At 45.0% G+C, this 25,696-nt stretch carries 25 protein-coding genes and 1 pseudogene; 6 read left to right on the forward strand and 20 right to left on the reverse strand.

Translation table 11 applies throughout. The features are described from left to right. Nucleotides 1–3: 3 nt before the first annotated feature. The 4 genes from AF331_RS05595 to AF331_RS05610 all read right to left on the reverse strand — a co-directional run bounded on the left by AF331_RS05595 (nt 4) and on the right by AF331_RS05610 (nt 3,163). Nucleotides 4–483: a MarR family winged helix-turn-helix transcriptional regulator gene (locus AF331_RS05595; RefSeq protein ID WP_053427148.1), complete on the reverse strand. Its 480-nt coding sequence runs from the start codon at nt 481–483 to the stop codon at nt 4–6. A gap of 329 nt (nt 484–812) precedes the next feature. Beyond that, a complete protein-coding gene (rlmN, locus tag AF331_RS05600; protein ID WP_053427149.1) occupies nt 813–1,877 on the reverse strand; it encodes a dual-specificity RNA methyltransferase RlmN in 1,065 nt (354 codons plus the stop codon). A 97-nt stretch (nt 1,878–1,974) separates the two neighbouring features. Next, nucleotides 1,975–2,613 carry a FusB/FusC family EF-G-binding protein gene (locus AF331_RS05605; RefSeq protein WP_053427150.1) on the reverse strand — a complete coding sequence of 213 codons (639 nt, stop codon included), beginning with the start codon at nt 2,611–2,613 and terminating at the stop codon, nt 1,975–1,977. A 283-nt stretch (nt 2,614–2,896) separates the two neighbouring features. Further along, entirely contained in the window at nt 2,897–3,163 is a 267-nt protein-coding gene (locus AF331_RS05610; protein ID WP_152915545.1) for a CD3324 family protein, read from the reverse strand. A gap of 548 nt (nt 3,164–3,711) precedes the next feature. On the opposite strand from AF331_RS05610, the gene AF331_RS05615 reads away from it, so the two are divergent. Next, the gene (locus AF331_RS05615) at nt 3,712–4,905 is read left to right on the forward strand and encodes a S8 family peptidase (RefSeq protein ID WP_053427151.1); all 1,194 of its coding nucleotides are present in this window, start codon (nt 3,712–3,714) and stop codon (nt 4,903–4,905) included. Between the two features lie 49 nt (nt 4,906–4,954). Here the strand turns inward: AF331_RS05615 and AF331_RS05620 are convergent, their stop codons facing one another. The 3 genes and pseudogenes from AF331_RS05620 to AF331_RS21785 all read right to left on the reverse strand — a co-directional run. Continuing rightward, nucleotides 4,955–6,400, reverse strand: a complete 1,446-nt coding sequence (locus AF331_RS05620) for a lipase family alpha/beta hydrolase (RefSeq protein WP_053427152.1) — start codon at nt 6,398–6,400, stop codon at nt 4,955–4,957. A 178-nt stretch (nt 6,401–6,578) separates the two neighbouring features. Beyond that, a complete protein-coding gene (locus AF331_RS23235) occupies nt 6,579–6,824 on the reverse strand; it encodes a hypothetical protein (protein ID WP_235576360.1) in 246 nt (81 codons plus the stop codon). 267 nt (nt 6,825–7,091) lie between these two features. Next, a pseudogene (locus AF331_RS21785) lies at nt 7,092–8,867 on the reverse strand (hypothetical protein); the annotation flags it as partial. A gap of 369 nt (nt 8,868–9,236) precedes the next feature. Between AF331_RS21785 and AF331_RS05630 the strand changes: the two are divergent. Both AF331_RS05630 and chrA read left to right on the forward strand, forming a co-directional pair. Continuing rightward, nucleotides 9,237–9,545: a PadR family transcriptional regulator gene (locus AF331_RS05630; RefSeq protein WP_053427153.1), complete on the forward strand. Its 309-nt coding sequence runs from the start codon at nt 9,237–9,239 to the stop codon at nt 9,543–9,545. Nucleotides 9,546–9,561: 16 nt separating this feature from the next. Beyond that, complete coding sequence (gene chrA / locus AF331_RS05635) at nt 9,562–10,740, forward strand: chromate efflux transporter (RefSeq protein ID WP_053427154.1); 1,179 nt, start codon at nt 9,562–9,564, stop codon at nt 10,738–10,740. Nucleotides 10,741–10,778: 38 nt separating this feature from the next. On the opposite strand, the gene pssA is transcribed toward chrA, so the two are convergent. Then, nucleotides 10,779–11,453 (reverse strand): CDP-diacylglycerol--serine O-phosphatidyltransferase, encoded by a 675-nt coding sequence (gene pssA, locus AF331_RS05640; RefSeq protein WP_053427155.1) that lies wholly within the window; start codon nt 11,451–11,453, stop codon nt 10,779–10,781. Between the two features lie 193 nt (nt 11,454–11,646). Between pssA and AF331_RS05645 the strand changes: the two genes are divergently transcribed. Next, the gene (locus tag AF331_RS05645; protein WP_053427156.1) at nt 11,647–11,874 is read left to right on the forward strand and encodes a hypothetical protein; all 228 of its coding nucleotides are present in this window, start codon (nt 11,647–11,649) and stop codon (nt 11,872–11,874) included. Between the two features lie 22 nt (nt 11,875–11,896). On the opposite strand, the gene AF331_RS22870 is transcribed toward AF331_RS05645, so the two are convergent. The 12 genes from AF331_RS22870 to AF331_RS05710 all read right to left on the reverse strand — a co-directional run bounded on the left by AF331_RS22870 (nt 11,897) and on the right by AF331_RS05710 (nt 24,176). After that, on the reverse strand, nt 11,897–12,766 hold the full coding sequence (locus AF331_RS22870; protein WP_235576322.1) for a GNAT family N-acetyltransferase: 870 nt from the start codon (nt 12,764–12,766) through the stop codon (nt 11,897–11,899). Nucleotides 12,767–12,903: 137 nt separating this feature from the next. Further along, complete coding sequence (locus AF331_RS05660; protein ID WP_053427157.1) at nt 12,904–13,722, reverse strand: undecaprenyl-diphosphate phosphatase; 819 nt, start codon at nt 13,720–13,722, stop codon at nt 12,904–12,906. A gap of 99 nt (nt 13,723–13,821) precedes the next feature. Beyond that, nucleotides 13,822–14,661: a YitT family protein gene (locus AF331_RS05665; RefSeq protein WP_373921207.1), complete on the reverse strand. Its 840-nt coding sequence runs from the start codon at nt 14,659–14,661 to the stop codon at nt 13,822–13,824. 524 nt (nt 14,662–15,185) lie between these two features. Beyond that, the gene (locus AF331_RS05670; RefSeq protein WP_082346765.1) at nt 15,186–17,048 is read right to left on the reverse strand and encodes an LTA synthase family protein; all 1,863 of its coding nucleotides are present in this window, start codon (nt 17,046–17,048) and stop codon (nt 15,186–15,188) included. Next, entirely contained in the window at nt 17,041–18,651 is a 1,611-nt protein-coding gene (locus AF331_RS05675) for a GNAT family N-acetyltransferase (RefSeq protein WP_053427159.1), read from the reverse strand. The genes AF331_RS05670 and AF331_RS05675 overlap by 8 nt, the downstream gene beginning before the upstream one ends. A gap of 12 nt (nt 18,652–18,663) precedes the next feature. Beyond that, entirely contained in the window at nt 18,664–19,230 is a 567-nt protein-coding gene (locus AF331_RS05680; protein WP_053427160.1) for a glycerol-3-phosphate acyltransferase, read from the reverse strand. A 68-nt stretch (nt 19,231–19,298) separates the two neighbouring features. Beyond that, the gene (locus tag AF331_RS05685) at nt 19,299–19,991 is read right to left on the reverse strand and encodes a YwaF family protein (RefSeq protein WP_053427161.1); all 693 of its coding nucleotides are present in this window, start codon (nt 19,989–19,991) and stop codon (nt 19,299–19,301) included. 167 nt (nt 19,992–20,158) lie between these two features. Next, entirely contained in the window at nt 20,159–21,142 is a 984-nt protein-coding gene (locus AF331_RS05690; protein ID WP_053427162.1) for a DUF3231 family protein, read from the reverse strand. Nucleotides 21,143–21,247: 105 nt separating this feature from the next. Beyond that, on the reverse strand, nt 21,248–21,550 hold the full coding sequence (locus AF331_RS23150) for a TIGR04104 family putative zinc finger protein (RefSeq protein ID WP_053427163.1): 303 nt from the start codon (nt 21,548–21,550) through the stop codon (nt 21,248–21,250). 86 nt (nt 21,551–21,636) lie between these two features. Then, on the reverse strand, nt 21,637–22,248 hold the full coding sequence (locus AF331_RS05700; RefSeq protein ID WP_053427164.1) for an alpha/beta hydrolase: 612 nt from the start codon (nt 22,246–22,248) through the stop codon (nt 21,637–21,639). A gap of 13 nt (nt 22,249–22,261) precedes the next feature. Then, complete coding sequence (locus tag AF331_RS05705) at nt 22,262–23,233, reverse strand: ring-cleaving dioxygenase (protein ID WP_053427165.1); 972 nt, start codon at nt 23,231–23,233, stop codon at nt 22,262–22,264. Between the two features lie 109 nt (nt 23,234–23,342). Next, the gene (locus AF331_RS05710) at nt 23,343–24,176 is read right to left on the reverse strand and encodes an STAS domain-containing protein (protein WP_053427166.1); all 834 of its coding nucleotides are present in this window, start codon (nt 24,174–24,176) and stop codon (nt 23,343–23,345) included. 370 nt (nt 24,177–24,546) lie between these two features. On the opposite strand from AF331_RS05710, the gene AF331_RS05715 reads away from it, so the two are divergent. Then, nucleotides 24,547–24,765 carry a hypothetical protein gene (locus tag AF331_RS05715; protein WP_160316492.1) on the forward strand — a complete coding sequence of 73 codons (219 nt, stop codon included), beginning with the start codon at nt 24,547–24,549 and terminating at the stop codon, nt 24,763–24,765. 124 nt (nt 24,766–24,889) lie between these two features. After that, complete coding sequence (locus AF331_RS05720; protein ID WP_053427168.1) at nt 24,890–25,696, forward strand: STAS domain-containing protein; 807 nt, start codon at nt 24,890–24,892, stop codon at nt 25,694–25,696.

Below are 25,696 nucleotides of genomic sequence, written 5' to 3' on the forward strand. Positions count from 1 at the left end.
TTCTTAATAGTTGATTTTATTGACGTTGTCCTGGATCCTGGAAAGACTGTCGGAAAGATTCTTCATCTCGGCCTCTGAAAAACCGTCCAGGACCCTGCTGATGAATTGCTCTTTCTCACGCTTAAAGGAATCGATTTTTTCTCTTCCCTCTTTCGTCAGGCGGACGAATGTAAAACGATTATCTGCAGGATTCTTCCTGCGTGAGACCATGCCTTGTGCTTCAAGCTGTTTCAAATGTCTTGTAACGGCAGCACCATCTATACAAACCTCTTTTTGTAGCTGGGTCTGACTGATCTCGTCAACATCAAATAATTTATGGAGAAGCTCAAGGCGTGACTGACTGATACCGGTACAGCGTTCGAACTTGGGACTCATTAATTTATAGATGTCATTCAGCTGATAGATGATCTTACCTTCTTCTGAACAGTGATTCGGCAAAGCATCCCCCTCCTCTAACAATTGATCACTCAATAATTGATACATCAATTAATATACTATAAAGCGACCTGACTGTCAAGGATGCAGCTCATATTACATGACCCATCAAACATATGGTGTAATCTCTTTAAAACAATGTTTTAAAAGGTTACAAGCATGATCATACTACGATATATTTGATGCGTCAACTAATAAGTTTCAATCAAATAATCAATCGTTGATATATCAATTGTATTCTCATTTGTTGATGAGGCTTCTGCCTCGACGTCTGGAGTAAGGTCACAGAAAAAAATAAAAACCGGACGATCTCGATATGAATCAACATATCAACTGATCGCCCGGTCATGTATTGTATTTTCACGGCAGTCCTTCGATTACGCCATGGCTTTCTTGATTTGTTTACTGCGCAATTGACCGCATGCGGCATCAATATCTGAACCTTGTTCCACACGCACTCCGCAATTGATCCCATTATCCAGGAGAGTTCCGTAGAACTTCACGATGGCATCCTTCGTGCTTCTTTGATATTGATTGTGCTCATCTACCGGATTATATGGAATCAGATTAACGTACGACAGGTGTCGCTTATCTTTCAGGAGCTTGGCTAGTTGCTTCGCTTCTTCGACATGATCATTCACGTCACTCAAGAGGATGTACTCAAACGTGATCCTTCTGTTTGTTTTCTCAAGGTAATAATCAATCGCCGGCATCAGCTTCTCTAATGGGTAGGCACGGTTGATCTTCATGATCCTGGTACGTAGTTCGTTGTTCGGTGCATGAAGGGATACAGCCAGGTTGATCTGGATGTTTTCATCGGCAAACTTATAAATCTTATCAGCCAGTCCACTTGTTGAAACGGTGATGTGACGTGCACCGATGGATAAGCCCTTCTGATCATTCACGACCCGGAAGAAGTCCATCATATTGTCATAGTTATCAAACGGCTCGCCGATCCCCATAACCACAATGTGACTGACCCTCTCATCCTTGCCGGCAGCATCAAGGTGATGCTGTACATTCATGATCTGCTCCACGATTTCACCACTGGATAGATCGCGATTTTTCTTCAGCAAGCCGCTTGCGCAGAACGTACAACCGATGTTGCACCCTACCTGAGTGGTCACACATACGCTCAGACCATAATTAAAGCGCATAAGAACCGTTTCAATCAGGTTCCCATCCTGAAGTTTAAAAAGGAATTTGATTGTTCCGTCCTTGGACTCCTGCTTGATTTCCTGTTGAAGGGTCTGAATGTGGAAGTGGTTCTCCAACAGTTCGATGCAGGCACTATTCAGGTTTTTCATTTGAGAGAATTCCGTTACTCTCTTCTTATATAACCAGTCCCACACTTGGGCAGCACGGAATTTCTTCTGGCCGTGCTCGACTAGCCAATCTGTGAGCTGATCTATCGTTAATCCGTATATGGATGTTTTCTCCATTTTTATACCCTCATTTCAAAACATTACGATTTTCTACTTATCTATACTACTGAAAGTATCGCAATGTTTCAAGGGATTTATACACAGTCCCTGAGGATTACGACTTCATCCGCTCTTGAAAATCATGTAGTCTTTCAAGACCTTTTATTCGAGCATTGCAAACCATGCTATCCTGACAGACATAGTTTCCTCGGTTCACATAGGTTCCTTGTTGGGATTTTCTTGATTCTGACATGAACATTCCAATTTCACTGAATGAATGACAGATGGCACAGATCCCTTTTTTATTAGAAGGAGTGAATCTGCCTTTTAAACCTGTCAACTTCCCCTCCCGTTCAATCACCAAATATTTGCGTTCCTGACCGTAATCATTCCATCCGAGATACGAAAGGTTCGTTTCGTTCAACTCTGAAAGATCCGGTATCTTCAGCTTCTTCACTTTTGGAAACAACTTCTTCAGCTTTGCCTCGGTCAATTGTGGAAACGGGATCACATAGGGGTCAAGTCCTGAAAGAAAGTCCTCTGCCTGTACAGGGTCCTTTACTGCCTCGATGGCTTTAAGCCTTCCCTCCTGAGAAACGGTCAGATCGGTAAACAACCCTGACACTTTGTCTTTCACAAGTCCCCTTAGGGCGTGCAGAACATTCAGGTCATTCACTGTGGAATAACCGTTCAGTAAGATTTGCGTTTGATTTGATATTTCATTCAATTGATCATTTCGTATGAATCGTTCCATTACGACCTCTCCTTACGTCTTTTCAGCTCTACTATAACCCATTCATCCACATGTTCATAGGTAGAGAACAATGTTAGAAAGAACGTCACATATAAAAAAACGATTTGGGACTTCATGAAAGGTGAGTCAAGTTGTCATGAATGATGGGACAGGACTCAAACACCATTTTCGCTCGTAGCCTAAGCCAGTAAAGGTTGTCTCATTTAAAAAACAGCCTGCTCAGACCCCTTTAGGTCAAAGCAAGCTGTTTCTTATGAAAGCTTGATCATCCCGATGTATCGCTTCAGCGCTTACCGTAGACGATTTTCTTTATCGTCTCGATGGATAAATAGTATCTATTTGAAATGGAAGCAATCGACTCTCCTCCAGTGAAGGCTTCAAGAATCGACGTGTTTCTCCGTTTAAGCGCTTCCCTTCCTCCTGACTTTGAGCCCCAGGCATTATACTCTTCTTTTCGCTTTGGTATATAAATGGTTTGGCCTTGAACATAGTTTTGTAATTCTCTCATTAAGTAATCAGGAATTTGGTTTACTGCTTTCAATCGTGTCAGCTCCTTATCATTATTGAATCAATAAGGGACAAAGCCGACTTATGAATGGCGATTTATCTTTATCTACCACCCCATGCAAAGGATCGCCGAATCATACAGGCTTTGCATGAGATGCTGCAGATTTCGGAAAACGGATTTCCATATGATCACCTCCTAGTATCAGTATACTGATACTAGCAGAAAGATTTCCATAAGAATTTCTTATAGTTACCATAATATTATTATATAAACCTAATATATTTGATTTTCAATTTGAGAAAATAAGTGACCATTCACCTATCCTTAAAGTTGCTCAACCCCATACAACCATGAAACTTTTCATGCCAAACGTTCATTATGCGAAATCTATCAAAAACTGAGAGTGAATTCATTTTTTGATAGAAAATTAAAACTATTCAATATTTTGTCACAACCTGCTAGAATCCTAGGTAATAAGGGTCCCCTACATATCTATCATTCATCACAATGACCTTTGTTCATCTTGAATTCTGAAGGGAGGATCGACCTGCTAATTTGTCGTAAAAAATAGAAAATGGAGGAATGCTTTTATGAAGTTCAAAAAAATAGCCGCTCTATCCTTAGCAACTTCCCTTGCTTTATTCCCTGCCTTCGGAGGTAGTTCTCTGGCCAAGGAAGCACCGAAACCGTTCCAACCTATCAACAAAACAGTGGATAAAGGTGCTTTCGAATCCGGTGAAGTCATCGTCAAATTCAAAGATGGTGTATCCAAAAAGGCACAAGGTTCTGCTCTGAACAAAGCGGAGGCAAATGAACATAAAGCATCAGCAAAAGATCCATTTCAGGTATTGGAAGTAGCGGACGTCGATCAAGCCGTTAAAGCACTGGAAAACAATCCGAATGTAGAATATGCTGAACCAAACTATACCTTCCAAGCGACTTGGTCACCGAATGACCCTTACTATTCTGCTTACCAGTATGGACCACAAAACACCTCAACCCCTGCTGCCTGGGATGTAACCCGTGGAAGCAGCACTCAAACGGTGGCGGTCCTTGATTCCGGAGTGGATTATAACCACCCTGATCTTGCAAGAAAAGTAATAAAGGGGTACGACTTTATCGACAGGGACAATAACCCAATGGATCTTAACGGACATGGTACCCATGTTGCCGGTACTGTTGCTGCTGATACGAACAATGGAATTGGCGTAGCCGGTATGGCGCCAGATACTAAGATCCTTGCCGTACGGGTCCTTGATGCCAATGGTAGCGGCTCACTTGACAGCATTGCCTCAGGTATCCGCTATGCTGCCGATCAAGGGGCAAAGGTACTCAACCTCTCCCTTGGTTGCGAATGTAACTCCACAACTCTTAAGAGTGCGGTCGACTATGCCTGGAACAAAGGAGCTGTAGTCGTTGCAGCTGCAGGAAATGACAATGTATCCCGTACATTCCAACCAGCTTCTTACCCTAATGCTATTGCAGTAGGTGCCATTGACTCCAATGATCGAAAAGCATCATTCTCCAATTACGGAACGTGGGTGGATGTCACTGCTCCAGGTGTGAACATAGCATCAACCGTTCCGAATAATGGCTACTCCTACATGTCTGGTACGTCCATGGCATCCCCTCATGTAGCCGGTTTGGCTGCTTTGTTGGCAAGCCAAGGAAAGAATAACGTACAAATCCGCCAGGCCATTGAACAAACCGCCGATAAGATCTCTGGCACTGGAACCAACTTCAAGTATGGTAAAATCAATTCAAACAAAGCTGTAAGATACTAATAGATAAACAAGAGCCCACCGTTCACGGTGGGCTCTTTCATTTTGTTCACTACTGTTTTACGATCTGGCCGTTTTGGTTCAGGTAAACACTCTGAATGATGGTTCTATTAAACGGTTTCCCTTTAAAATCAGACTCAATATCCGTTGTCAGGTTGTAGGTTCCTTCTCCTCCATTGAACACTGCATCACTCCCTTTGACAGACTGGGACAAAGGTTTCCCCTTGGGGTAGAACTCAAACTTTGTGTGCTCGGTGATTCCACTGACGATACTTGATTGAACGCTGACTCCCTTCTCGGTCGTCGTTACCACCAAGTCATCATTCAATGGACTTGTGAAACCAACATTCAGTAAATACGCCCCAGGTTCTTTTGACAAAGATGACACCTTCCACTCGCCTTCAATAGGGTTTTCAACCGTGCCCACATGATGAAACGCACCGTCGAAGTAACTTTCCTGATCCTTTTTAGATGGTTTCAATGCCGTTACCTTGCCATCCGGGCTTGTAAGGTAGACATCTTCCATCGAGTTCGAAGCCAACCAGTCAATCATAATCCGTTCTGCCCCAACCTCTACCCAGAAAGTTTCATCCGCATGCTCTTTATACTCACCTCCGCGGATGAAGGATGAAGTATTGGTCTTGAGAGCAGATTCCTTCCTGGATATTGCATCATGAGTGGAGGATGATGATAATAATGACTGAAAAATAGAGAATGTCGAAGATCCCTCTTTGACTGTTTTATGATCCCACTTCCCTATGGCCACCTCCTGTGCATTCGGCAATCTTGAACTTGCTATGGTCACAGCCCCATCATTACTCCCATATCCAGATAAGTATAAGCCTCCCCAATACAATGATCCCCCGAATCCTCCCCAGGAAGTTCCACCCATCGTGTAAAAAGGTACCTTCCCACTACGTCCGTCAGTTTGTGTCCTGAACTGACTCATAGATCCGGTCTGTAAAGATGCGGTCGCCTCATTCTTGCTTCCGATGATGGCTGCCAGCCAGCCTGCCCAATTGCTATAAGCCAAATCAGCAAGCTGTGACCCATGATGAGGACTCGATAGTGTGATCACTTTGGAGACGTAGCGATCAGCCCCAAAATGGACAAGAGCTGATTGAGTATCTATTCCTCCTTTACTATGAGCCACAACCACCACTTTTTCGCCAAAATAATCATAAATCTCTTCTAGTTTCGCGGCTAACATTGCACCATTGGCCCACATATCTTTTTGTGGATATAAATCGATGAATGCGGTCTTATAACCACTGCGATAAGCAACATCGTACATATCATTCTCATTCCACCATGTATTTGAAGAGCTATTCAACCCATGCACAAACAATATCGGCTGCTTTGGTGCAGCTGGATTCGTTCCGACATACCACTCACCGGGATTCCCCGAAGGATCATCTTTACCAAAATCCCCCGCTAACGACCAAGAAGGAAACAGGAACATGAGAAGTAAACAGGAATAACTGATCTTTCTTTTCAACTTCCTCACTCCTTATTCTAACTATTCTGTCTACTTACTATTATCGTCTTTTTTTTGCCAATATGTTGAAGAAATATAGAAAAGAGAAGAAAGAACTATCCATTCTTGAACATTTCATCCCATGGACCTAATAAAGCCCCTACCTACAGGTAGGGGCTTTATTCGTACCCTTTCTACGTTATGCGATTCGATATACCGACCAGACAATTCCTTGGCCAGCCCCAAGATTCAGGTTGACTGTTAGACCGTCGGATACATAAAACAATCCAATTGTATCGTTGGCATTCAGCTGAACGTCTCCTGCAAGCGTAACAGTCCCATTTCCCAATATGGTCCTGAGGGTCAATACCAAAGCAATGTTAACGTTGAGCACGGGGAACAAACCTGATACGAGTGTCGTACTATCTGCAATCCTTCTTACCACGAATGATGGGTTAATCCCCCCACCCAGAGTTACCGAAATGGCAGCTGTCGTCGTATAATTGATGGTTGCCTTTATTGAGTATCTTCCAGTTGCAGGTACTGTATAGGTCCCTGTCGTGGCGTTAAAGTTCGCGTTACTATAATACGGTGCCGCTACCGAGAAGTTAGCAATCTGTTGGGAAGCAGCTGTAGTAATGCCATCCGCTCTACCTGAAAAACCTTCAGCTGCGAAAGCCGGACCCTGTGCGCCCTGCACACCTTGTGGTCCTTGGGCTCCAGTTACTCCTTGTGTTCCTTGAGCTCCTGTTGCACCTTGCGTTCCTTGTGGACCCTGTGCTCCGGTAGCTCCTTGCGTCCCCGTTGTGCCTTGAGGTCCTTGAGCCCCTGTTGCACCTTGATCCCCTTGAGTTCCTTGTGGGCCTTGAGCTCCCGTTACACCTTGGTCCCCTTGAGGACCTTGAGCTCCAGTTGCACCTTGATCTCCTTGTGGACCTTGGGCTCCCGTTACACCTTGCGTTCCTTGTGGTCCTTGAGCCCCGGTTGCACCCTGGTCTCCTTGTGGACCTTGGGCTCCCGTTACACCTTGGTCCCCTTGTGGTCCTTGAGCTCCGGTTGCACCCTGGTCTCCTTGTGGACCTTGGGCTCCCGTTACACCTTGCGTTCCTTGTGGTCCTTGAGCTCCGGTTGCACCTTGGTCCCCTTGTGGTCCTTGAGCTCCGGTTGCACCCTGGTCCCCTTGTGGTCCCTGGGCTCCCGTTACACCTTGGTCCCCTTGTGGTCCTTGAGCTCCCGTTACACCTTGGTCCCCTTGTGGTCCCTGAGCTCCCGTTACACCTTGGTCCCCTTGAGGACCTTGAGCTCCCGTTACACCTTGGTCCCCTTGTGGTCCCTGAGCTCCAGTGACACCTTGCGTTCCTTGTGGTCCCTGAGCCCCGGCTACTCCTTGAGTTCCTTGTGGGCCTTGTGCCCCCGTTGCGCCTTGATCTCCTTGCGGTCCTTGAGCTCCAGTAACACCTTGATCTCCTTGTGGTCCTTGAGCTCCGGTTGCACCTTGAGTTCCTTGTGGTCCTTGAGCTCCGGTTGCACCTTGAGTTCCTTGTGGTCCTTGAGCTCCTGTTGAACCTTGGACCCCTTGTGGTCCTTGAGCCCCTGTTGTACCTTGATCTCCTTGAGGGCCTTGGGCTCCTTGAGGTCCTTGAGCTCCGGTTGCACCTTGGTCCCCTTGTGGTCCTTGAGCTCCGGTTACACCCTGCGTTCCTTGTGAACCTTGAGCCCCTGTTGCACCTTGGTCCCCTTGTGGTCCCTGAGCTCCAGTGACACCTTGCGTTCCTTGTGGTCCCTGAGCCCCGGTTACTCCTTGAGTTCCTTGTGGACCTTGATCTCCAGTTGCACCTTGGGCTCCTTGTGGTCCCTGTGCTCCCGTAACACCTTGCTCCCCTTGAGGTCCTTGATCTCCGGTTATTCCTTGCGTTCCTTGTGGACCTTGAGCTCCTGTTGGACCCTGATCTCCTTGCGGCCCTTGAGCTCCAATTACACCTTGGGTTCCTTGTAGTCCCTGGGCTCCGGTTACTCCTTGTGTTCCTTGAGGTCCTTGAGCCCCCGTTGCGCCTTGATCCCCTTGTGGACCTAGAGCCCCCGTTGCGCCTTGATCCCCTTGTGGACCTAGAGCTCCCGTTACACCTTGCGTCCCTGGAGGTCCTTGTGCCCCCGTAACACCTTGGTCTCCTTGTGGTCCTTGAGCTCCGGTAGCGCCTTGTAGTCCCTGGGCTCCGGTTACACCTTGGGTTCCTTGTGGCCCTTGAGCCCCCGTTGCGCCTTGATCCCCTTGTGGACCTTGAGCTCCAGTTACACCTTGGGTTCCTTGTGGCCCTTGATCCCCCGTTGCGCCTTGATCCCCTTGTGGACCCTGCGCTCCAGTAATACCTTGCGAACCTTGAGCTCCTGTTAAACCCTGTTCTCCTCGGGGTCCTTGAGCTCCTGTTTCCCCTCGACTACCTTGTGGTCCCTGTGGCCCTTGTGCACCTTGTGGCCCCTGGGGTCCTGAAGGAGATGGAGATGAACCTTTTGGAAAAATAGAAGGGCAGCCAGCTGGAACATGATACGGATCCAAATTTATCGATTTTACATAATCAAAACTTTCATTCACATCCATAGGACGGTTGTTTTTAAAATCACCATTAATTTTCATAAACAATACCCCACTAAACAGTTTCATTATCATATTCAAACCAAAAAAAATAGCTTGGATATCTGCCATGGTAGAATATGATTTTTATCGATATGTCAAAATATGAATTGTTAAGATTGTGTAAAATTCCAGAAATGTATAGAAACCGATCAACTATTCCTGATATTATAATTACGAAATCCGATATCGATTTTCGATTTCAATATCAACAAGGAGGTCAATAGCATGGAAGATAGAGTACTTAGGAAGCTCTTCCTCGGATTCATTCACATTCACATTCTTCACCATGCCAAGGAAGATCCCCTATATGTAACGTGGATGCTTCATGAACTTCAGGAGCATGGCTATCAAATGAGCTCGGGAACGTTATACCCAATCTTCCATTCCATGGAAAAAGATGGGCTATTGGAGCGTGAGGACATAAAGGTTGAAGGTAAAATCAGAAAGTATTACAGCATCACCCCTAAAGGAATGATTGTCCTGGATGAAGCCAGAAATAAAGCTTATGAACTCTTTAAAGAAATAAAGGATTAAAGAGGTGATAAAGAAAATGAAATCTAAAATCGTGACTTGGCTTGAACTATTACTGATCTCTACCAGACTTGGTTTGACTTCTTTTGGCGGTCCGATCGCCCATCTAGGTTATTTCCACGAAGAGTATGTGAGAAAAAAGAAGTGGATAGATGAAAAAACGTATTCGGAACTGGTTGCCCTTTGTCAGTTCCTCCCCGGCCCCGCCAGCAGCCAGGTTGGGATCGGAATCGGGATTCTTAAAGGTGGGAAATTCGGGGGGATCGTCTCCTTCATCGGATTCACACTTCCTTCTGTAATCGTTTTAACGCTATTTGCTATCTTCCTTGGAAACACGGGCGTAAGTGATGCGGGGTGGCTAAAAGGTCTTAAGATCGTTGCTGTGGCAGTGGTTGCTCATGCCATAACCGGAATGGCTTCTAAACTTACCCCTGACTTGACCAGGAAAGGGATTGCCCTTTTGGCTATTCTTTTCACTTTATTATGGGGATCGGCCTTTTCTCAAGTTACTGTAATCATCCTTGCTGGAGTATGCGGCTTCCTACTTTACAGGAAACAGAACGAGCAGACTGAACAGCACACACACTCCCAGTTTCCCATCAGTAAAACATTCGGGACCGTATGCCTCGTTCTCTTCTTCGGATTACTGGGTGGACTCCCACTACTAAAGGAAGCCACCTCAACCATGGCGGTGACGTTATTCGATAGCTTCTACCGAGCAGGAGCATTGGTATTCGGCGGAGGGCATGTTGTACTTCCTCTACTGGAAAAAGAATTGGTTCCATCCGGTTTCATATCCGGTCAGGAATTTTTAGCGGGGTATGGTGCTGCCCAGGCAGTCCCAGGTCCTCTCTTTACATTTGCTGCGTTCCTTGGAGGAGCGATTGGCGGATGGGAATATGCTTTATTGGCGACACTCGCCATTTTCCTACCTGCTTTCCTTCTCATCTTCGGAGCCCTTCCCTTCTGGAATGGCCTGAGGAGAAATCCCGGGATGAACGGAGTGTTAATGGGAGTAAATGCTGGTGTAGTCGGGATATTGATCTCTGCATTCTATGACCCCATTTGGACGAGTTCCATAACGTCTCCCCTTCATTTCGGCATGGCTGCCATTCTCTTCAGCATGCTGATGTTTTGGAAGCTTCCTCCATGGGTCATCGTTGTGACCGGAATTGTTGCCGGTTCACTATTTTTATAGCAGAAAGAGCATGATCGGGGGATCATGCTCTTTCTGCTTTATCTTTTCACAAATTTATACGCCAGATAGGCGATATAGAGTGGGGTCGCGATATAGATAAGGTAAGGGAATTGCTCATACGTACCCTTATAGATGACATATAGCATGGCACCTATAAAGATGGTTACAATCGTCCCGTACTTGGGTAGAGGAACCTCTTTTAAACTCGGGATACGGATCCTGCTCACCATCAAGAAACACATGGCCGTGAAAATCACGGTAATGACGATATTCGGTATCATCGATCCGAACAATGTCAATATGGCCATGATTCCACCGGCAGCGGTGATCGGAACACCGACAAAGTAATGGAGAGATGCTTTTTTTGGACTGGTATTGAACCTGGCAAGGCGATATCCACCAAACAAGGGGAACAATCCGGCAACAATGAAACCGAGCAAGCCATAATGGTAAAAAGAAGTATAATATACAAGGAAAGAAGGAGCCACACCGAACGTCACGATATCCGCCAATGAGTCCAATTCTTTTCCTAGCTCACTGTCGGCGTTCAGCATCCTGGCAAGTCTCCCGTCCATACTGTCGAGCATCATGCCGATGATGATCAACACGGCGGCATTTTTAAACTGACCGCTGGCAGCAAAACCTATTGATAAAAAACCACAGTACAGATTCCCAAGTGTGAACATATTGGGTATCATTTTTTTCAATCGCATACATGTCCTCACTATTCTCTAATTTTTAGTACTAGCATATCATGAAATCAGCAGGAAAAGTTCAGGGTGCCTTATAAATTATGAAACCAAGAATGCTTCTGATTCGTAGAAATACATGAAACCACTGTCTACTATACGGAGTAGTCTGGTATACTCTTGATAACGGATGAAAAAGTCGAAAGGAGAAATGGATATGACCGGCACAATCGCAGTAATCATGGTATTTGCCATTCCGATCATTGCAATCATCTCAGATCATTTTACAAAACAAACAAAGTATAAACAAAAAATGCTTGAAGATCAGCTCAAGCTCGAACAAATGAAACATGAAAACTTTGTTCTTGAAACGGAGAAAATGAAGCTTGAGCTTCAAAAAATGGAATTGAACAGCCCGTCCTCCAAAAAGGATCAAATCATCTGATAAGCACTGTATCCTCCGGTGCTTATTTTTCTTTTATGAGGTACTCCTTTTCAAGTTTCTCATTTCTATACCTGGCCATACCTGTTTTCAGTGGGGACAGTCCTTGCTTTAAATAAAATCCTTCATTTCCTGTCGTCGCAATCAGATGAACACACGAAACGGGCGCAAGTTGGTCAAGCAAATCGTCCATTATGCGTGCTCCCAATCCCTGTTGTTGAGCATCCACGTGGGTCACCACATCATAAATGGCTGCGTTGAAAACCCCGTCTGATAACGCTCTTCCCATGCCCCTTACCCGTCCGTCCACATACACCATACTGAAAACATTACTCTTTCGATAGATCTCAAGTATTACGTCCAAAGAATGCTTATTCCACCCGACGGAATGATATACTTCTTGAATTTCCATCAATCTTGATTGGTCAAAGTCCCTGGTTACTATAACTCCGTTATGGGGTGGCAGAATCATGTTGATAAACTCGTACTCTCCCCCGTTTGTTCTCTGAACAAAGCTTCCATTCAGTACAAAGCCAACATGAGAATAAAGGGATATGGCCCTTTGATTGAATGACGCTACCGAGAGGGTCAACGCATCAAACGTGTAGTGAGACTGGATAAACGAAATGGCGGACTGTAAAAATCCACGTCCTTTCCCTTTTCCTGTCCAATCCGGTTTAAGTCCAAGACCGATATCGATCATCCAATCCAGAACATCCAAGCTAAGAAATCCAATCAGCTCCCCATTTACATGCGAGGAAAAAACGTGCTCTCCCCTGGTGTGAGCATCTGTGAATTCGAGCAGGTCTTCTTCATCTTCTGTCATATCATAGAATGAATACATACCTTCGTACTTCCATGAATAAGCAATTTCCTCAGCCTCTTTCTGAGTCAACCGTTGAAATGTAAACATCATTCGTACCCCCTCATATCTATCAAACTAGTTTAAGGTAAAATAATCCAACTGTAAAGAGGATTACTGTATTCCCCTCTTTATAAAAAAAACTGCCTAGGCAGTTTTTTGTTAAGTATTTACATGAAAAAAATCACAATGACCGCCACCAGGACCAACCTATAGATGGCGAAAGGAATAAGCTTGATACGGCTGATGACCGTTAAGAAGAATCTGATCGATAAGTAGGCAAAGATGAATGCACTAATGAATCCGGTGATGAGGAAAGGGGCAAATTCCGGCGTCATATACATCCAGTTCTTCAATAAGGAAATCCCGCTCGCTCCTGCCATGATTGGTACGGCCATGATGAACGTGAAGTCAGAAGCTGCCCTGTAGCTGAGACCGAAGAGGACTCCGGCAGAGATCGTTGAACCCGATCGTGAGAATCCAGGCCAAAGGGCGATGCACTGCATTAGGCCGACCAAGATTGCTTTTTTATAGGTCAGCTGGTCGACGGTCTCGATAACGGGAACCTTCGGGCGAAACATATCGGCGGCTATCATCAGGATTGATCCCGCTGCAAGGCCGATGAGAACCGTTTTAAGGGAAAATAAATGTTCATCGATAAAGTCGTCGAATAATAGACCGAGGACCATGGCTGGCAAAAGGCCAACGATGATGTGACTGAGCTTTAATGTATGTGTTTTTTCTTTTTTTCTTCTTAAACCGAGCATCTCGATGAATCGATCTCTGAATACAATCACAACGGCAAGGATGGATCCTAACTGGACTACGACTTTAAATGTATTAGCCGGATATTTGCCCAGTATCTCCTGTGATTTGATCATCAGGTCATCCACTACGATCAGGTGTCCAGTGGAAGAAACGGGGGCAAATTCGGTCAATCCCTCGACCATTCCAAGAATTAGAGCTTTCAACAGTGTCAACCATTCCATATGTCAGTTCTCCTCTATTACTACATAATAAGTAAGACTTATATAGTTTACGATTTAAGAGGGGCACTGGGCAATAAGAATTTTGGTCGAAGTTGTGAATTAATGAATCGCCTTCTTTTTGAATCTTCCACCCTTTACTTCTGCGATATCAGCGATGGCAAGGAACGCGGTGGGATCGTGTTCCGAAACGATATCTTTCAGTTTTGCCTCTTCAAGTCTTGTGATGACGCAGAAGATCACTTTTTTATCGTCTCCTGAAAAGGCACCTTCCCCGGATAGATAGGTGACTCCCCTGCCGAGTCTTGAAAGGAGGGCATCACCGATTTTTTGATAATTATCGCTTATGATCCAGACGGATTTGGACTCATCGAGCCCTTTGATGGTGATGTCAATCATCTTGAAGGCTACAAAATACGCAAGAAGCGAATACATGGCCCGGTCCCAACTGAACACAAAGCCGGCACTGGCCAATATAAAGAGATTGATGAACATGATAATTTCACCGACTGAAAACGGTAGACGTTTTGTAAAGAGGATGGCGAGGATTTCGGTACCATCAAGGGATCCTCCATAGCGGATGACCATCCCAACACCGATTCCAAGAACGACTCCCCCGAATAAAGTAGCGAGCATTACATCGCTTGTCAGGGCGGGTACAGGATGAAGGAAGGTGGTAAATGCTGATAACACGGCAATGCCGTATAAGGTGGAGAGCGCAAACGTTTTACCGATTTGTTTGTATCCAACGAAGAAAAAGGGGATGTTCAGGATGAAGATAAATAGCCCCAACTTGAAGCCTGTAATATGGGCAAGCATAATGGATATGCCGACGATCCCTCCGTCTACGACCTGGTTTGGAACGAGGAAGATTTCCAGCCCTACAGCCATGATAATGGCACCAAGGGTAATGAAGATCCCCCGTTTGATGATTTCTTTCATTGGAATTTTTTTATGGTTTATTGGCAAATAGTCTACTGAATTTTCCATAGGACCTCCTGGTAAAGTTTAAGACTCGCTCTGTACGATGCGGGTTCTATTAATTAATCTATTCGTTGTGGCGCATGGAAATTCCTTCATTTTTCGACAAATCTCTTCCTAACCTCCCTGATCGTTAACAGAATGGCTGTATTTGATAGGTGAACGTTTCTTATTCTTGGGCATGTTCACCTTGGTAATAGGAAAGTCGACGGCTAAATACAGTGCCCGCTGTAAAAGCAGCGCTTTGCTTTCCGCGGAGAGCATGTCAAGCCTTCATTTTCCCAGGAATCAGATCCCTACCGCTCCAATCCAATCAATGCTATTCGACTTGGGTATGCAATCGTTTAACTATAAGGAGTAAAAGTCACGCTAACATGAAAACAAGATTGTGATGTTTTGCTTCGAATGAGCCACTTCCCCTATCATATGCACAAAGTCCAGTAATATAGTAAAAGCTCTCTCCACATTGGAAAGAGCTTTATACGTTATTCCGCTTTTATGAACCGCAGCAGATCACCATAGATAATATCATCAGATAGCCCAAGTTCCTTCCTTACAATTTCTTTGTAAGGATCACATTTGCTCGTGTTTTCGCTTTCTTCAGATTTCCTATTGTAGCAAACGTTGTTTTTGTAAAGGAATTTTTCAGTGATAAAATCACCATTCCTAAAGATCACCGGGTGATTTTCCACCCTGGTGAAGAGATTATGCCCGAAAGACAGATTCGACTGTGATTCGATCCCCATTAAATGAAGAATCGTCGGTCTGATATCGATTTCTCCCCCAAGCGTATCGATTGTTCGTCCTTCCTCACCCGGAACGTGGATGATGAGAGGCACCTGTTGAAGCTTCATATGATTGATGACGGTGTCCTCCATACCAAGGAGTTCGAAGGCACCCGTTTCATACTTTTCGGAGATTCCATAATGATCACCGTAAAAAACAAAGACTGTGTCATCGTAGAGTCCCTTCTTCTTGAAATCCTCAATGAGATTCTTGATCGCTTCGTCTTCATATCTTACGGTCGTCACATAGCGATTGACTACTCCTTCACTCGTATCTGCTTCTTCTATGAATTGATCCTCTTCATCAAGAAGAAACGGAAAGTGATTCGTGAGCATGAGGAACCTGGCGTAAAAAGGTTGAGGAAGATCTTCTACATAATCCATGGACTGTTGAAAGAATGGAATATCTTTGATGCCGTAATTCACGGAATTATCATCCGTTACTTCATATTCCTCTTTGGAATAGAATCGGTCATAACCCAGTGCTTCGTACATCTTGTCCCGATTCCAGAAAGTTTTATCGTTCCCGTGGAAAACAGCCGTGTAGTAATCCTCCTGTTCATCCAAAAGGTGCGATAGGGCCCTATAGGTATTTTCAGGTCGTTGCACGAAGGTAGACCCGCTGGCAAGGGGATATAATCCATTATCCACCATGAATTCTGAATCAGAGGTTTTTCCTTGGGCCGTTTGATCATAGATTTGACTGAAATAGAAGCTATCCTCGATCAACGAATTGAGAAAGGGAGTAATCTCTTTTCCATTAACCTTTTGACCGATCACGAAATTCTGGGTGGATTCCATACTGACCAGAACAATATTTTTGCCTTTTGCAATTCCGAACAAGTCGGATTCTTCTTTGTCGGTGGAGTCGATGTAACGAATGGTTTCCTTTGTATCTGCCTTAGTGGCAAGTGTCCTTGAAAACGGCTTGCCTGCTGCGATGCCAATGTCATAAAGATGATAATTATAAGGGCCGATCGCCTTCACCATCTGCTCCCTATCATAGGATTCAGCGAACATATAGGGCGACTTCAGCAGACCGATTCCGATCGTGACAAGTAAAACGAGGACACTCCCAAGGATGTACCCTGCTTTTTGCTTCCTTTGAACATCCACCCTCATAGCCCGAGTCTTCCAGAAATAAACACCGACCACAATCAGATCCAGGAAGAAGAGGATGTCCCAGCCGCTGATCAATTCGAATGTACTGGGTCCGATCCCTCCAACGTTCTTGAACTGAAACAGGATAGGTACCGTCACATAATCGGAGTAAAATCGGTAATAAAGAAGGTCTCCATACAGAATTCCACTCGCAATGATCATGACGATAAAGATGGTGATGCGACTGATTTTTTTAGTGAAGTAAAAGCTTACTCCCAAGAGGAGGAGAATCGATGCGATCGGATTGATGAGCACAAGCAGTGCATCATGGAGATTGTCGATGTGCAGGGAAAAACCGACGAAAAGCACGATGACGGTCTTGATCCATAAAGCGAATCCCGGGATGAGAACCGGGATGAAGGTAAACTTCCAATCATTTATCGTACTCTTTCGATCACCCATGGGAAACAAACTCCCTGTGATAAGTATCCATGCATGACTTGATCCGACCAAGAGCTTCGTTGATTTCAGATTCCTGATAACTTCCCATCAGGGCAAGCTGAATCCAATTCCGCTTCATGAGGTAGTCGCTTTCATAACTCAGGATCAACCCCCTCTTCCGGCATTTATCCCCAAATTCCCTTGAAGGGATTTCCGCTGGTAATGCCACCGTAACGATTCCCGGTGAATAGGTGTCTTCACCCATCACTTGGTAACCTTCGCTGATCAAATGGCGCCTCAGCTGTTCCATTCTTATTGGCCTGGAAGCTGTATCCACCCCATCCAGCGCCGTATTCAGGGCGTTCACCAGGTTGGAAGAGTGAGTAAAGGGGATGCTTGCATTCTTATCGTACTGGCCAATGTCCAGATAACGCGGGAGACGTTTGTCGGGTTCGATCGGGTCTCGGTGGAATACGATCGCAAGTCCTGGATAAGCCCCGATACCCTTGCCGCTCACAGTGGTGGCAAGGTATGCACGGCCGAAATCCGAGGGAATGATTCCGACCGAACTGCACGCGTCGATGCACAGGTGTACACCATAACCCACCGACAGGTCAGAGAGACTCTCCACATCATAGACAAACCCTGTCGATGTTTCACAGTGTACCGTCCATATCCATTTAATTTCACTATTCTGCTTCAGAATCCCTTCCACTTCTTCAGACGAGATTGGTTGTCCCCACTCTTTCGAAATGGTGGTGTACCCCAGACCAAAGCGGTCTGCATGATCCTGAAGACGGTATCCAAATTCACCGTTCGATAAAATCAAACCTGGTCCGGGAAGGGTTGAAAGCTGGGCAGCTACCATATCATTAGACAGAGTGCCCGTACCTACCGCAACCTGTACATGGTTTGCATTTACGAGTTTCTTCAATTTCAAGCAGACTTCGTCCATGTTCTCAATGAATTCTATATTACGATGGGATACCGTCGCATCCTTGAAAGCATCCATAACCTTCTTTCTCATGGGCACAGGGCCAGGAAGAAATGACAGCTCCCTCACACGGTTCTTTCGTTCCATCATCCGGATGAATGCTTTTGTCGATGATTCAAAGCTTTCTTTAGTAAGATACATAGGCTGATAGACGGCATCCCCACTTCCAACCCGTTCACCAAAGGGAATGAATCCCATTCTCTTATAGAGTTTCAGCTGTCTCACGGTACCCGAAATGAGGGCCATATCATATCCATGGTCGAGACAATGAGTTACGAGCTGATCGCAAAGGGAAAAGAAGACCCTTGTACTCCTGAATTCTTCTTTCACCGATAGAAGGCGGATTTCACAGGTGCTTGAACCCTTTGGTAAGAATCGATCAAGATCCTCGATCTTGCCGTCAAGGGAGTAAGGGCGATTGCTCCTAAGGGCGATCATGCCCACAACCTCACTGCCCCATTTGGCAATGATATATGTATTCTCGTCATGGAAACGGTCCACGAGGGCCTTCTCCTCATTGGATGTGTGCTGAGGAATTTCTTCTACGAATGTACGATAATTCAACCGGTTAATCTGCTCCATCTCTTCTTTTTCAGTTGCCACTTTATAGACGAGAGAATGGCTTTCCATTCTGATTACCTCCTACGCTTTTACATGATGTGATGGTTTCAAATGCATGAGCATTACCACTATGAATAGTCCTGCCAATGAGAGCGATATCTCTGTGGGGTCACCCGTCAAATAGGAAGTGACGGGTATGGAGGTCATGGCGATGAAGCCTGCGACCTTGTATTTCCTCAAAGCGAAATAGCCTATCCCCATCAACATGATGAAACCGGCAATGGCGAGAGGGGATAAAAATAAGGAGGCAGCCAAGTAGACGACCACCCCTTTCCCTCCGTGAAATCCCAGTTGAAAGGGGAACAAGTGACCGATCATTAAAAAGAATGACGAACCAATCAAATACATATTTCCTTCTGTCATTGCACTCACAATGAATAAGGTGGCAATCACTTTTGCGATATCCACGATCACAGCCAGGACAAATGCCTTTCTGCCTGAGACCCTTAGAGCATTGGTGGCCCCGACGTTTCCGCTTCCTTCCTGTCGAATATCAACGCCAGATCCCCGTACCGAATAGTGGGCACCCATGATCCCCCCTGCTAAGTAGGAAAGAACCACTACAGTGATTCCGATGATAAAATTCATGATTTAACGCCTTTCTTTACATAATAGTAGACGAAGAGTAAAAGAAAAAGTTTCCTATTTTAACAAATTCACCTTTTATTATAAAGAAAGAAAGGTAGGTACAAAAGCAGAAAAACAAAAAAAGCAACAAATTCCAAAGAAAGGAGATACCACGGATACGGACCCAGGTAGTCGATCGGACTTAAATTGTATGGTTTATGCGCAAGGAACATATAATTGGCGCCCGTGACCCGATCGATGAAGTACACCACCACTGCGATGGCGTTGAGGGAAATAAACGCCCTTAAAACGGAAGTGAATCTGACGTGGAACCTTTCCATCCAGATCATGTAGAAGGCAGACAGAATGATTGCCGCATGGGCAATGAAGAATTGAAAGTACCTTATATGAGGAAATCCATAAAAAAGCTCGGGAGTAATCATGGCAATGAGCGCACCCGCCATGCTTGCAAAGTAGGTTACCTCAAATAGCCTGTAGCTTTTGGTCAATAGCATGATCACACAAAGGTAAATCGACAGAGAGCATAGCTGGAAAGGAAGATTCGTTTCAATTGTCCATTCCCCTTTGATGAGATACCACAATTGGAACGTCAATTCAGATAGGAATAGACTGGCGATAAGACAGATTTTAAGGACCCTTTTTCCTTTGTGTCCTATTTTGTTACGGACCAGGAATAGGAACAGGATTCCGACAAGTGTCAACAAGATCGCGGTGATATGGGAAACAGAGAATAATTTAAATGGATAGATGATTACCAGCATGACAGCTCCCCCAGATATGTATGATGTGCATCTGTCCAGCCTGATGCGAAATCTGAATGAGGCTCAATCACTCTGCGCATCAAGTAGGGTTTCAAGATGGACCGGATATATTTATAGTAGCATAAAACCCCCTTTCCACTGAAAGAGGGTTGAACCAATCATTCCGATTATTTTTTCTTTTGCGGCGGCTCTTCCATCCATCCTCTTCTTACGAACAGATCCAATCCAGTAGACCCAAACTTTAATATCTCGGTCACGAACATGGCGAATTGTACTCCGAGGTCCTTTCTTGTGGACATGGTAATGGCGTGACACATCGTACTTAGTCCCACTGCATTCGAGCTTGTAATGAAGAACACAAGAAGCTTATCGGAAAATGGTGATTCAGTGGAATTCGTTACTTCCATTGTTACCGGATACGTCGGGAATGCGTCATCTTCCATAATGATCTTGTTGAACGCGGTGATCTGTTTTTCACTGAGCTTCTTCCCTTTTTTCAAATAGTCACTCACTTCCCGGTCCTTTACAACCTGCAGGAAGCCCTTTAATAGGACGAGGCCGATGCAGTTACGTTCGATGATGAAGAATAGTTCGCTCAATTCGAGTACATTCAACGGCCGGTTTTCTCCAAGGATCTGACCGATCAAGGAAGGGTTCTCTTTTACAAACCCAACACGATCGGGATAGGGGATCTTCGGAGGACGGTCATACACACCTTTTTCAAGCATAAGATTCAACGATGACTTATAAAGCTTCACACTTTTTGCCAACGAATCCTCAAAAAAAGACAGCACATCGGCTCGAGCCACCGTCTCTAGCAAGGAAGTGAAATGTTCGTTCGTCACTTGTCCTCCCCTGTACACAAAGCTCAATACGAAGATATCGGTGAAGAGAGGCGGGGCAGTCAGATCGACATCAGCAGATGAAAATCCTTTCGGCACAGGAAACCCTTCATATTCGAATATGGACTTTAACTCCTGGATCCACCCTGTATTAGCATCTGCGTGCTGAACGAGAATATCCCTTATGGCCTCATCTTCCATATGGATGAGGAAATGCTGGTAAAAGCAATCCATCGCCGTACATTTCATATACGTGGTCCATAGGGCAGCAATCTCAGCCGTTGTGAGTTGAATATCTTTTATGCTCATACGGACCGCTCCTTTATCCTTTTTACTTAGTGTTGTCTTATTCCTAACATGTATTCGTATCAGGTACATCAAAAAAAGGTGCTTCTCGAAAGAAGCACCTTTTTGCTATCGTTTAGTTGTGGGAACCTCGTAACGTACAAAGGTCGGAAGTGTGAAAGTGATACAGAAAACCACGACCAGTGCGACTCCGAATGTGGCTGGTTTTGACCAACCATTGGCAGGAGCCAAATAAAAAATGACCACCAGCGCCAAGAGCAGAATCACAAAGGAAACGATGAATTTCGAAGTGAAGTTGATAGTATGTTTGGTGTTGCAATGACTGCATGTAATCGGTTTATAGGATTGCCAAATGGAAAATAAAACATCTTTCCAACGGAATGACCGACCGCATTTTTCACATTTTTGCATATCTATTGAAGCCTCCTACAGTGATACTCTCCTTAGATTGTATCACTACAATAGGCCGGGGGATAGATGGAATCCCGACTGTACTCCTATTTAACGAAATGATCATGGAACCAACGTGATGCCTCTTCCACTTCATCTCTCCTAAGCTCATGACCGCCACTTGTCCAATAGTCGGTCACATCTGCACCTGATTCCCTCAAGTTCCGGACCAGCTCTTCCGTTTCCGGCTTGGGGATGATCGGATCCACCGTGCCTGCGCCGATGAAGACTGGAAGTTTTTCAAGTGCGGGAATTTCCACTCCTCTTCTCGGTACCATGGCATGAAAAAGAATCGCGCCCGCAAGAGAATCTTCATGATGATAGATCATGCTTCCTGCGATGTTCGCTCCGTTCGAGTATCCGATGGCGACCACCTGATCCCGATCGAACCCATACTCTCCCGCGCTATGATCAATAAAGTCTTTCAATTCCTTCGTCCTGAAAACGAGATCCTCTTCGTCAAAAACCCCCTCTGCGAGCCGTGCGAAGAATCTTGGCATCCCGTTTTCACTGACATTCCCCTTCACGCTGAGAACAGATGCGCCGGGGGCAATCATATCAGCGAGAGGCAATAAATCACGCTCGTCCCCTCCTGTTCCATGCAATAGCAGAAGTGTCGGTGCGTTTTCTTTCGTTCCTTTTTGATAAATATGTTTCATGGTCTCATCCTCCTTAGGATAAAGGTTTTAATGACTGTTCAATCTCAATGCGCCTTGGTTCAAGATGCGGGGGAAGAGCCAGTGATTCTCCTAGCGACTCCAACTCTTCGTCTTGGTCGAATCCCGGTCCATCCGTAGCAAGTTCGAAAAGGATTCCATTCGGATCGCGGAAGTAAAGGGATCTGAAGTAGTACCTGTCAACGAATCCCGAGTTTGCATAGCCAGACTTGTTGATTCGGTCAATCCATTTACGTAGTTCCATTTCATCTTCCACCCTCAGTGCAAGATGGTGAACGCTGCCTCGTCCCGGTCTTTCACCTGGGAGATCCTTGCGCTCTTCTAAGAAAATTTCACTACCCGTTCCGCCTTCCCCTGTTTCAAATACCCTGATATCCTTTTGACCATCCACAGGGGAAGCAAAGGACCTTGTTTCCCTAAAGCCAAGGATTTCGGTTAACACCCTGGCTGTCCGTTCACTCCTTGATACCGTCAGTTGGACCGGCCCGAGACCGGTGATGCCAAAGCGAGCAGGCACTGACGCCTTTTCCCAAGGGATTCCTCCAGGGACACCCGTATTTTTTTCATCCGAAACGAGCATCAATCTCTGACCCTCGGGGTCCCGGAAGGACATCGACGCACGTCCGGTGCGTACTGAAATGCTTTCATGTTCCACGCCAAGCTGTCTAAATCGATCTTCCCAATAAGCAAGTGCTTGATCATCCTTTACCCTAAAAGAGGTCATGGATATACTATTCGTGCCGTAATGGGTCCTGGCAGCGGGAGGTATTTCAAAAAAAGTAAAATCCGTACCGGGATTTCCACGTTCATCTGCATAAAAAAGATGATACACCGATGGATCATCCTGATTTACTGTTTTCTTTATTAATCTCATGCCAAGCACACTTGTATAAAAATCCAGGTTTTTGCGCGCATTCGCAGTGATGGCCGACACATGGTGATGTCCCTTGATTGCTTTTACCTCCATGTTGTCCCCTCCTTTTAGTGAAAGTATAACCGAAAATTATCTTTAATTCAAGATATCAGAAGTCAAAATAAAGAGAAAGCAGGATTGCTTTCTCTAATTCCTCCCATATTCAGAGCCTGTTTAGTGCTTGGGAAAGAGTGGAGGTGATGGTGAGATTATCAAATTTCAATCCCAACTGAACGGCTGTCTGGGCGATTTCAGGTCTGAGTCCGGACAGAATGGGTTTGACACCTATGAGCTGAAGAGCGTCCATCAGATTGAACAGCTGATGCGCCACCATCGTGTCGATCAGGACCACTCCCGATAAATCGATGAAAAGTTGAGAGACACCTTTCTCGACGCATTGTTCAAGGGCGCTTTCAAGAATATACTCAGCCCTCGTGGGTTCGATATTGCCCACAAGTGGAAGCAGGGCAGTCTGATCATTCAGCTTGATCACAGGAGAACTCAGCTCATTTATGACTTCCTGTTGAGCCTGGAGCTGTTTATTCACTACTGCCGTCTGCATTTCTACGAACCGGACCATTGCGTGATCGAACGATTGAACCAACAGTTTCCACCATTCATTAAAAACATCAAATCCGTCTTCTTCAGAGGCCCACCTATTTTTGAATTCTTGTAAGAAGCCGAGGTATTGCTCCCTTACCCTTACAAACTCTTTCAGGATATGATGATTCGGCGTGTCGATGTGTTCTTTGTCTTCTGCAATCGACAGAATCCATTTATCCAGATCTTGTTCGAACTCAAGTCGCTCTTTAATAAAAATACTGCATAGAATCCCATGGAATTCAAAATTTTGATTTTTAAGATTTTCGATTACTTGTGGATTTGATGAGGAATACACCCCGGATGTATTGCTTTTATCAAGTGAATTATACCAGTCGTCCGTTAACTGTTTTGCCCTCTCGATTAAAAATTCGTAAAAATCCTGATTGCTTGGCATGGTGCTCCTCCTTGCGACAGGGGAATTCCCCTAGTCCTGTATGTATGAACTATTTAAGCATTTGCGGCTTTTATCCTCTACCCTGCAGGTTCATTAAACTAACCCGTTTGATGATATTAGTATATCTGAAGTCTTTCACATTTTACCAGCACCAAACTCTTTAATACTAGCCTGACATTGAACTTTCGACAAATTTTTTTTTAAACCGTGAGAATTTGAAAATACTTCTCTACAATTCCAATTATAAAGTATATAATAGAAATAATAGATTGAATATTTAAACGAATCCCTGTATGGTGTTTGTTGATACCTTTCCTTCCTGCATCGGGGTAGATCTCCATCCTGAAGACGGCCAATCCATTGAAGGGGGATGAAACAATTGAAAGAGAAGCTGTCGAGACACTATATCGAATTATTGGCCATCCAAAGCGCCTGTCGATTTTGTAAGTCGCTGGAATTAGCTCCCACCCTTGAAAACCTCGCGATGATCAGCGGTTTTTCAGAAGAAAAAATTTTGATCATCATGGAATCATCGTATCAATCACCTGAATTTTTAAGACTTCCCAAAAAGAATCTGACATCCCACTGACCCCTTTTTACCTTCACGAAATACTATAATCCCTATTCAAAAAATACAATTATATTGTGTTTATTTATTCCCCCGACGGGTATAGATAACGAGAGATCGAACTCTATACGAAAGCGAGAGACATATGGACACAAACCTCATCCATCAACACCTCACCCTTGAATTGAGCGAGCAGATCGCTGAGGAGTGGGCAAAAGGTTCACCCCAAAGCGACAACCTGAAGGAGGGACTGATCGAGTTCATCCTTCTTCTTCGTTCCAAGCCTTTGCCTTCCGATGAGAAAATTATTGGTTGGGCTGAAAAAGCAGTCGATGAAAGATTGGGTCTTTTCAGGACACCCCGTTTGGAAATTCACGAGCTGAATAGGCTTAAACGCATCTTTGTTGATAAGGTAAAGGAAACCCTACCTGATGCATTCGTAGCAGACCCTGTCTTCCTGGAATGGTTGCTAGGGGTCAACCGAATATTCGACAAGGTGACCGATGTGTTCCTCTGCACTTTTGAAATCCATTCCGACCGGATTTTGTCCGGTCAACAAGAGCTGATCAGTGAGTTGAGCAGCCCGATCATTGAAGTAGCTCCAAAAGTCGGCATCCTTCCTTTGATCGGGGACATTGACACTCACCGGGCAAAAGCAATCCTCACCCATTCACTCGAGGACAGTTTAAAAAAAGAGCTGGACCTTCTATTCATCGACTTATCAGGCGTAGCAATCGTTGATACAATGGTGGCTCAGCAGCTTTTCAGGATCATTACCGCACTCAACCTCATCGGAGTGGACATCGTTTTGTCAGGAATCAGGCCGGAAGTCGCTCAAACAGCTGTTCAAATGGGCATTGATTTTTCATCTTTGGAAGTGAAGCCGACGATCGCCATTGCACTTCAGGAAATGGGTTTTACATTTGTACATAAAACAACGGAAATCCTTTAA

This window comes from Rossellomorea marisflavi (genome assembly GCF_001274775.1).
GTDB classification, from domain to species: Bacteria; Bacillota; Bacilli; order Bacillales; family Bacillaceae_B; genus Rossellomorea; species Rossellomorea marisflavi.

What these genes read in the sequence shown, in the direction of transcription:
- AF331_RS05715 (WP_160316492.1), top strand. Translation starts at nt 24,547, where the DNA reads ATGAAACAATTGAAAGAGAAGCTGTCGAGACACTATATCGAATTATTG.
- pssA (WP_053427155.1), bottom strand. Translation starts at nt 11,453, where the DNA reads ATGCGATTGAAAAAAATGATACCCAATATGTTCACACTTGGGAATCTG.
- AF331_RS05665 (WP_373921207.1), bottom strand. Translation starts at nt 14,661, where the DNA reads ATGAAAGAAATCATCAAACGGGGGATCTTCATTACCCTTGGTGCCATT.
- AF331_RS05705 (WP_053427165.1), bottom strand. Translation starts at nt 23,233, where the DNA reads ATGGAGGTAAAAGCAATCAAGGGACATCACCATGTGTCGGCCATCACT.
- AF331_RS05660 (WP_053427157.1), bottom strand. Translation starts at nt 13,722, where the DNA reads ATGGAATGGTTGACACTGTTGAAAGCTCTAATTCTTGGAATGGTCGAG.
- AF331_RS05710 (WP_053427166.1), bottom strand. Translation starts at nt 24,176, where the DNA reads ATGCCAAGCAATCAGGATTTTTACGAATTTTTAATCGAGAGGGCAAAA.
- AF331_RS05690 (WP_053427162.1), bottom strand. Translation starts at nt 21,142, where the DNA reads ATGAGCATAAAAGATATTCAACTCACAACGGCTGAGATTGCTGCCCTA.
- AF331_RS05700 (WP_053427164.1), bottom strand. Translation starts at nt 22,248, where the DNA reads ATGAAACATATTTATCAAAAAGGAACGAAAGAAAACGCACCGACACTT.
- AF331_RS05720 (WP_053427168.1), top strand. Translation starts at nt 24,890, where the DNA reads ATGGACACAAACCTCATCCATCAACACCTCACCCTTGAATTGAGCGAG.
- AF331_RS23150 (WP_053427163.1), bottom strand. Translation starts at nt 21,550, where the DNA reads ATGCAAAAATGTGAAAAATGCGGTCGGTCATTCCGTTGGAAAGATGTT.
- AF331_RS05685 (WP_053427161.1), bottom strand. Translation starts at nt 19,991, where the DNA reads ATGCTGGTAATCATCTATCCATTTAAATTATTCTCTGTTTCCCATATC.
- AF331_RS05675 (WP_053427159.1), bottom strand. Translation starts at nt 18,651, where the DNA reads ATGGAAAGCCATTCTCTCGTCTATAAAGTGGCAACTGAAAAAGAAGAG.
- chrA (WP_053427154.1), top strand. Translation starts at nt 9,562, where the DNA reads ATGAAATCTAAAATCGTGACTTGGCTTGAACTATTACTGATCTCTACC.
- AF331_RS05670 (WP_082346765.1), bottom strand. Translation starts at nt 17,048, where the DNA reads ATGGGTGATCGAAAGAGTACGATAAATGATTGGAAGTTTACCTTCATC.
- AF331_RS05605 (WP_053427150.1), bottom strand. Translation starts at nt 2,613, where the DNA reads ATGGAACGATTCATACGAAATGATCAATTGAATGAAATATCAAATCAA.
- rlmN (WP_053427149.1), bottom strand. Translation starts at nt 1,877, where the DNA reads ATGGAGAAAACATCCATATACGGATTAACGATAGATCAGCTCACAGAT.
- AF331_RS05645 (WP_053427156.1), top strand. Translation starts at nt 11,647, where the DNA reads ATGACCGGCACAATCGCAGTAATCATGGTATTTGCCATTCCGATCATT.
- AF331_RS05595 (WP_053427148.1), bottom strand. Translation starts at nt 483, where the DNA reads ATGTATCAATTATTGAGTGATCAATTGTTAGAGGAGGGGGATGCTTTG.
- AF331_RS05615 (WP_053427151.1), top strand. Translation starts at nt 3,712, where the DNA reads ATGAAGTTCAAAAAAATAGCCGCTCTATCCTTAGCAACTTCCCTTGCT.
- AF331_RS05630 (WP_053427153.1), top strand. Translation starts at nt 9,237, where the DNA reads ATGGAAGATAGAGTACTTAGGAAGCTCTTCCTCGGATTCATTCACATT.
- AF331_RS05680 (WP_053427160.1), bottom strand. Translation starts at nt 19,230, where the DNA reads ATGAATTTTATCATCGGAATCACTGTAGTGGTTCTTTCCTACTTAGCA.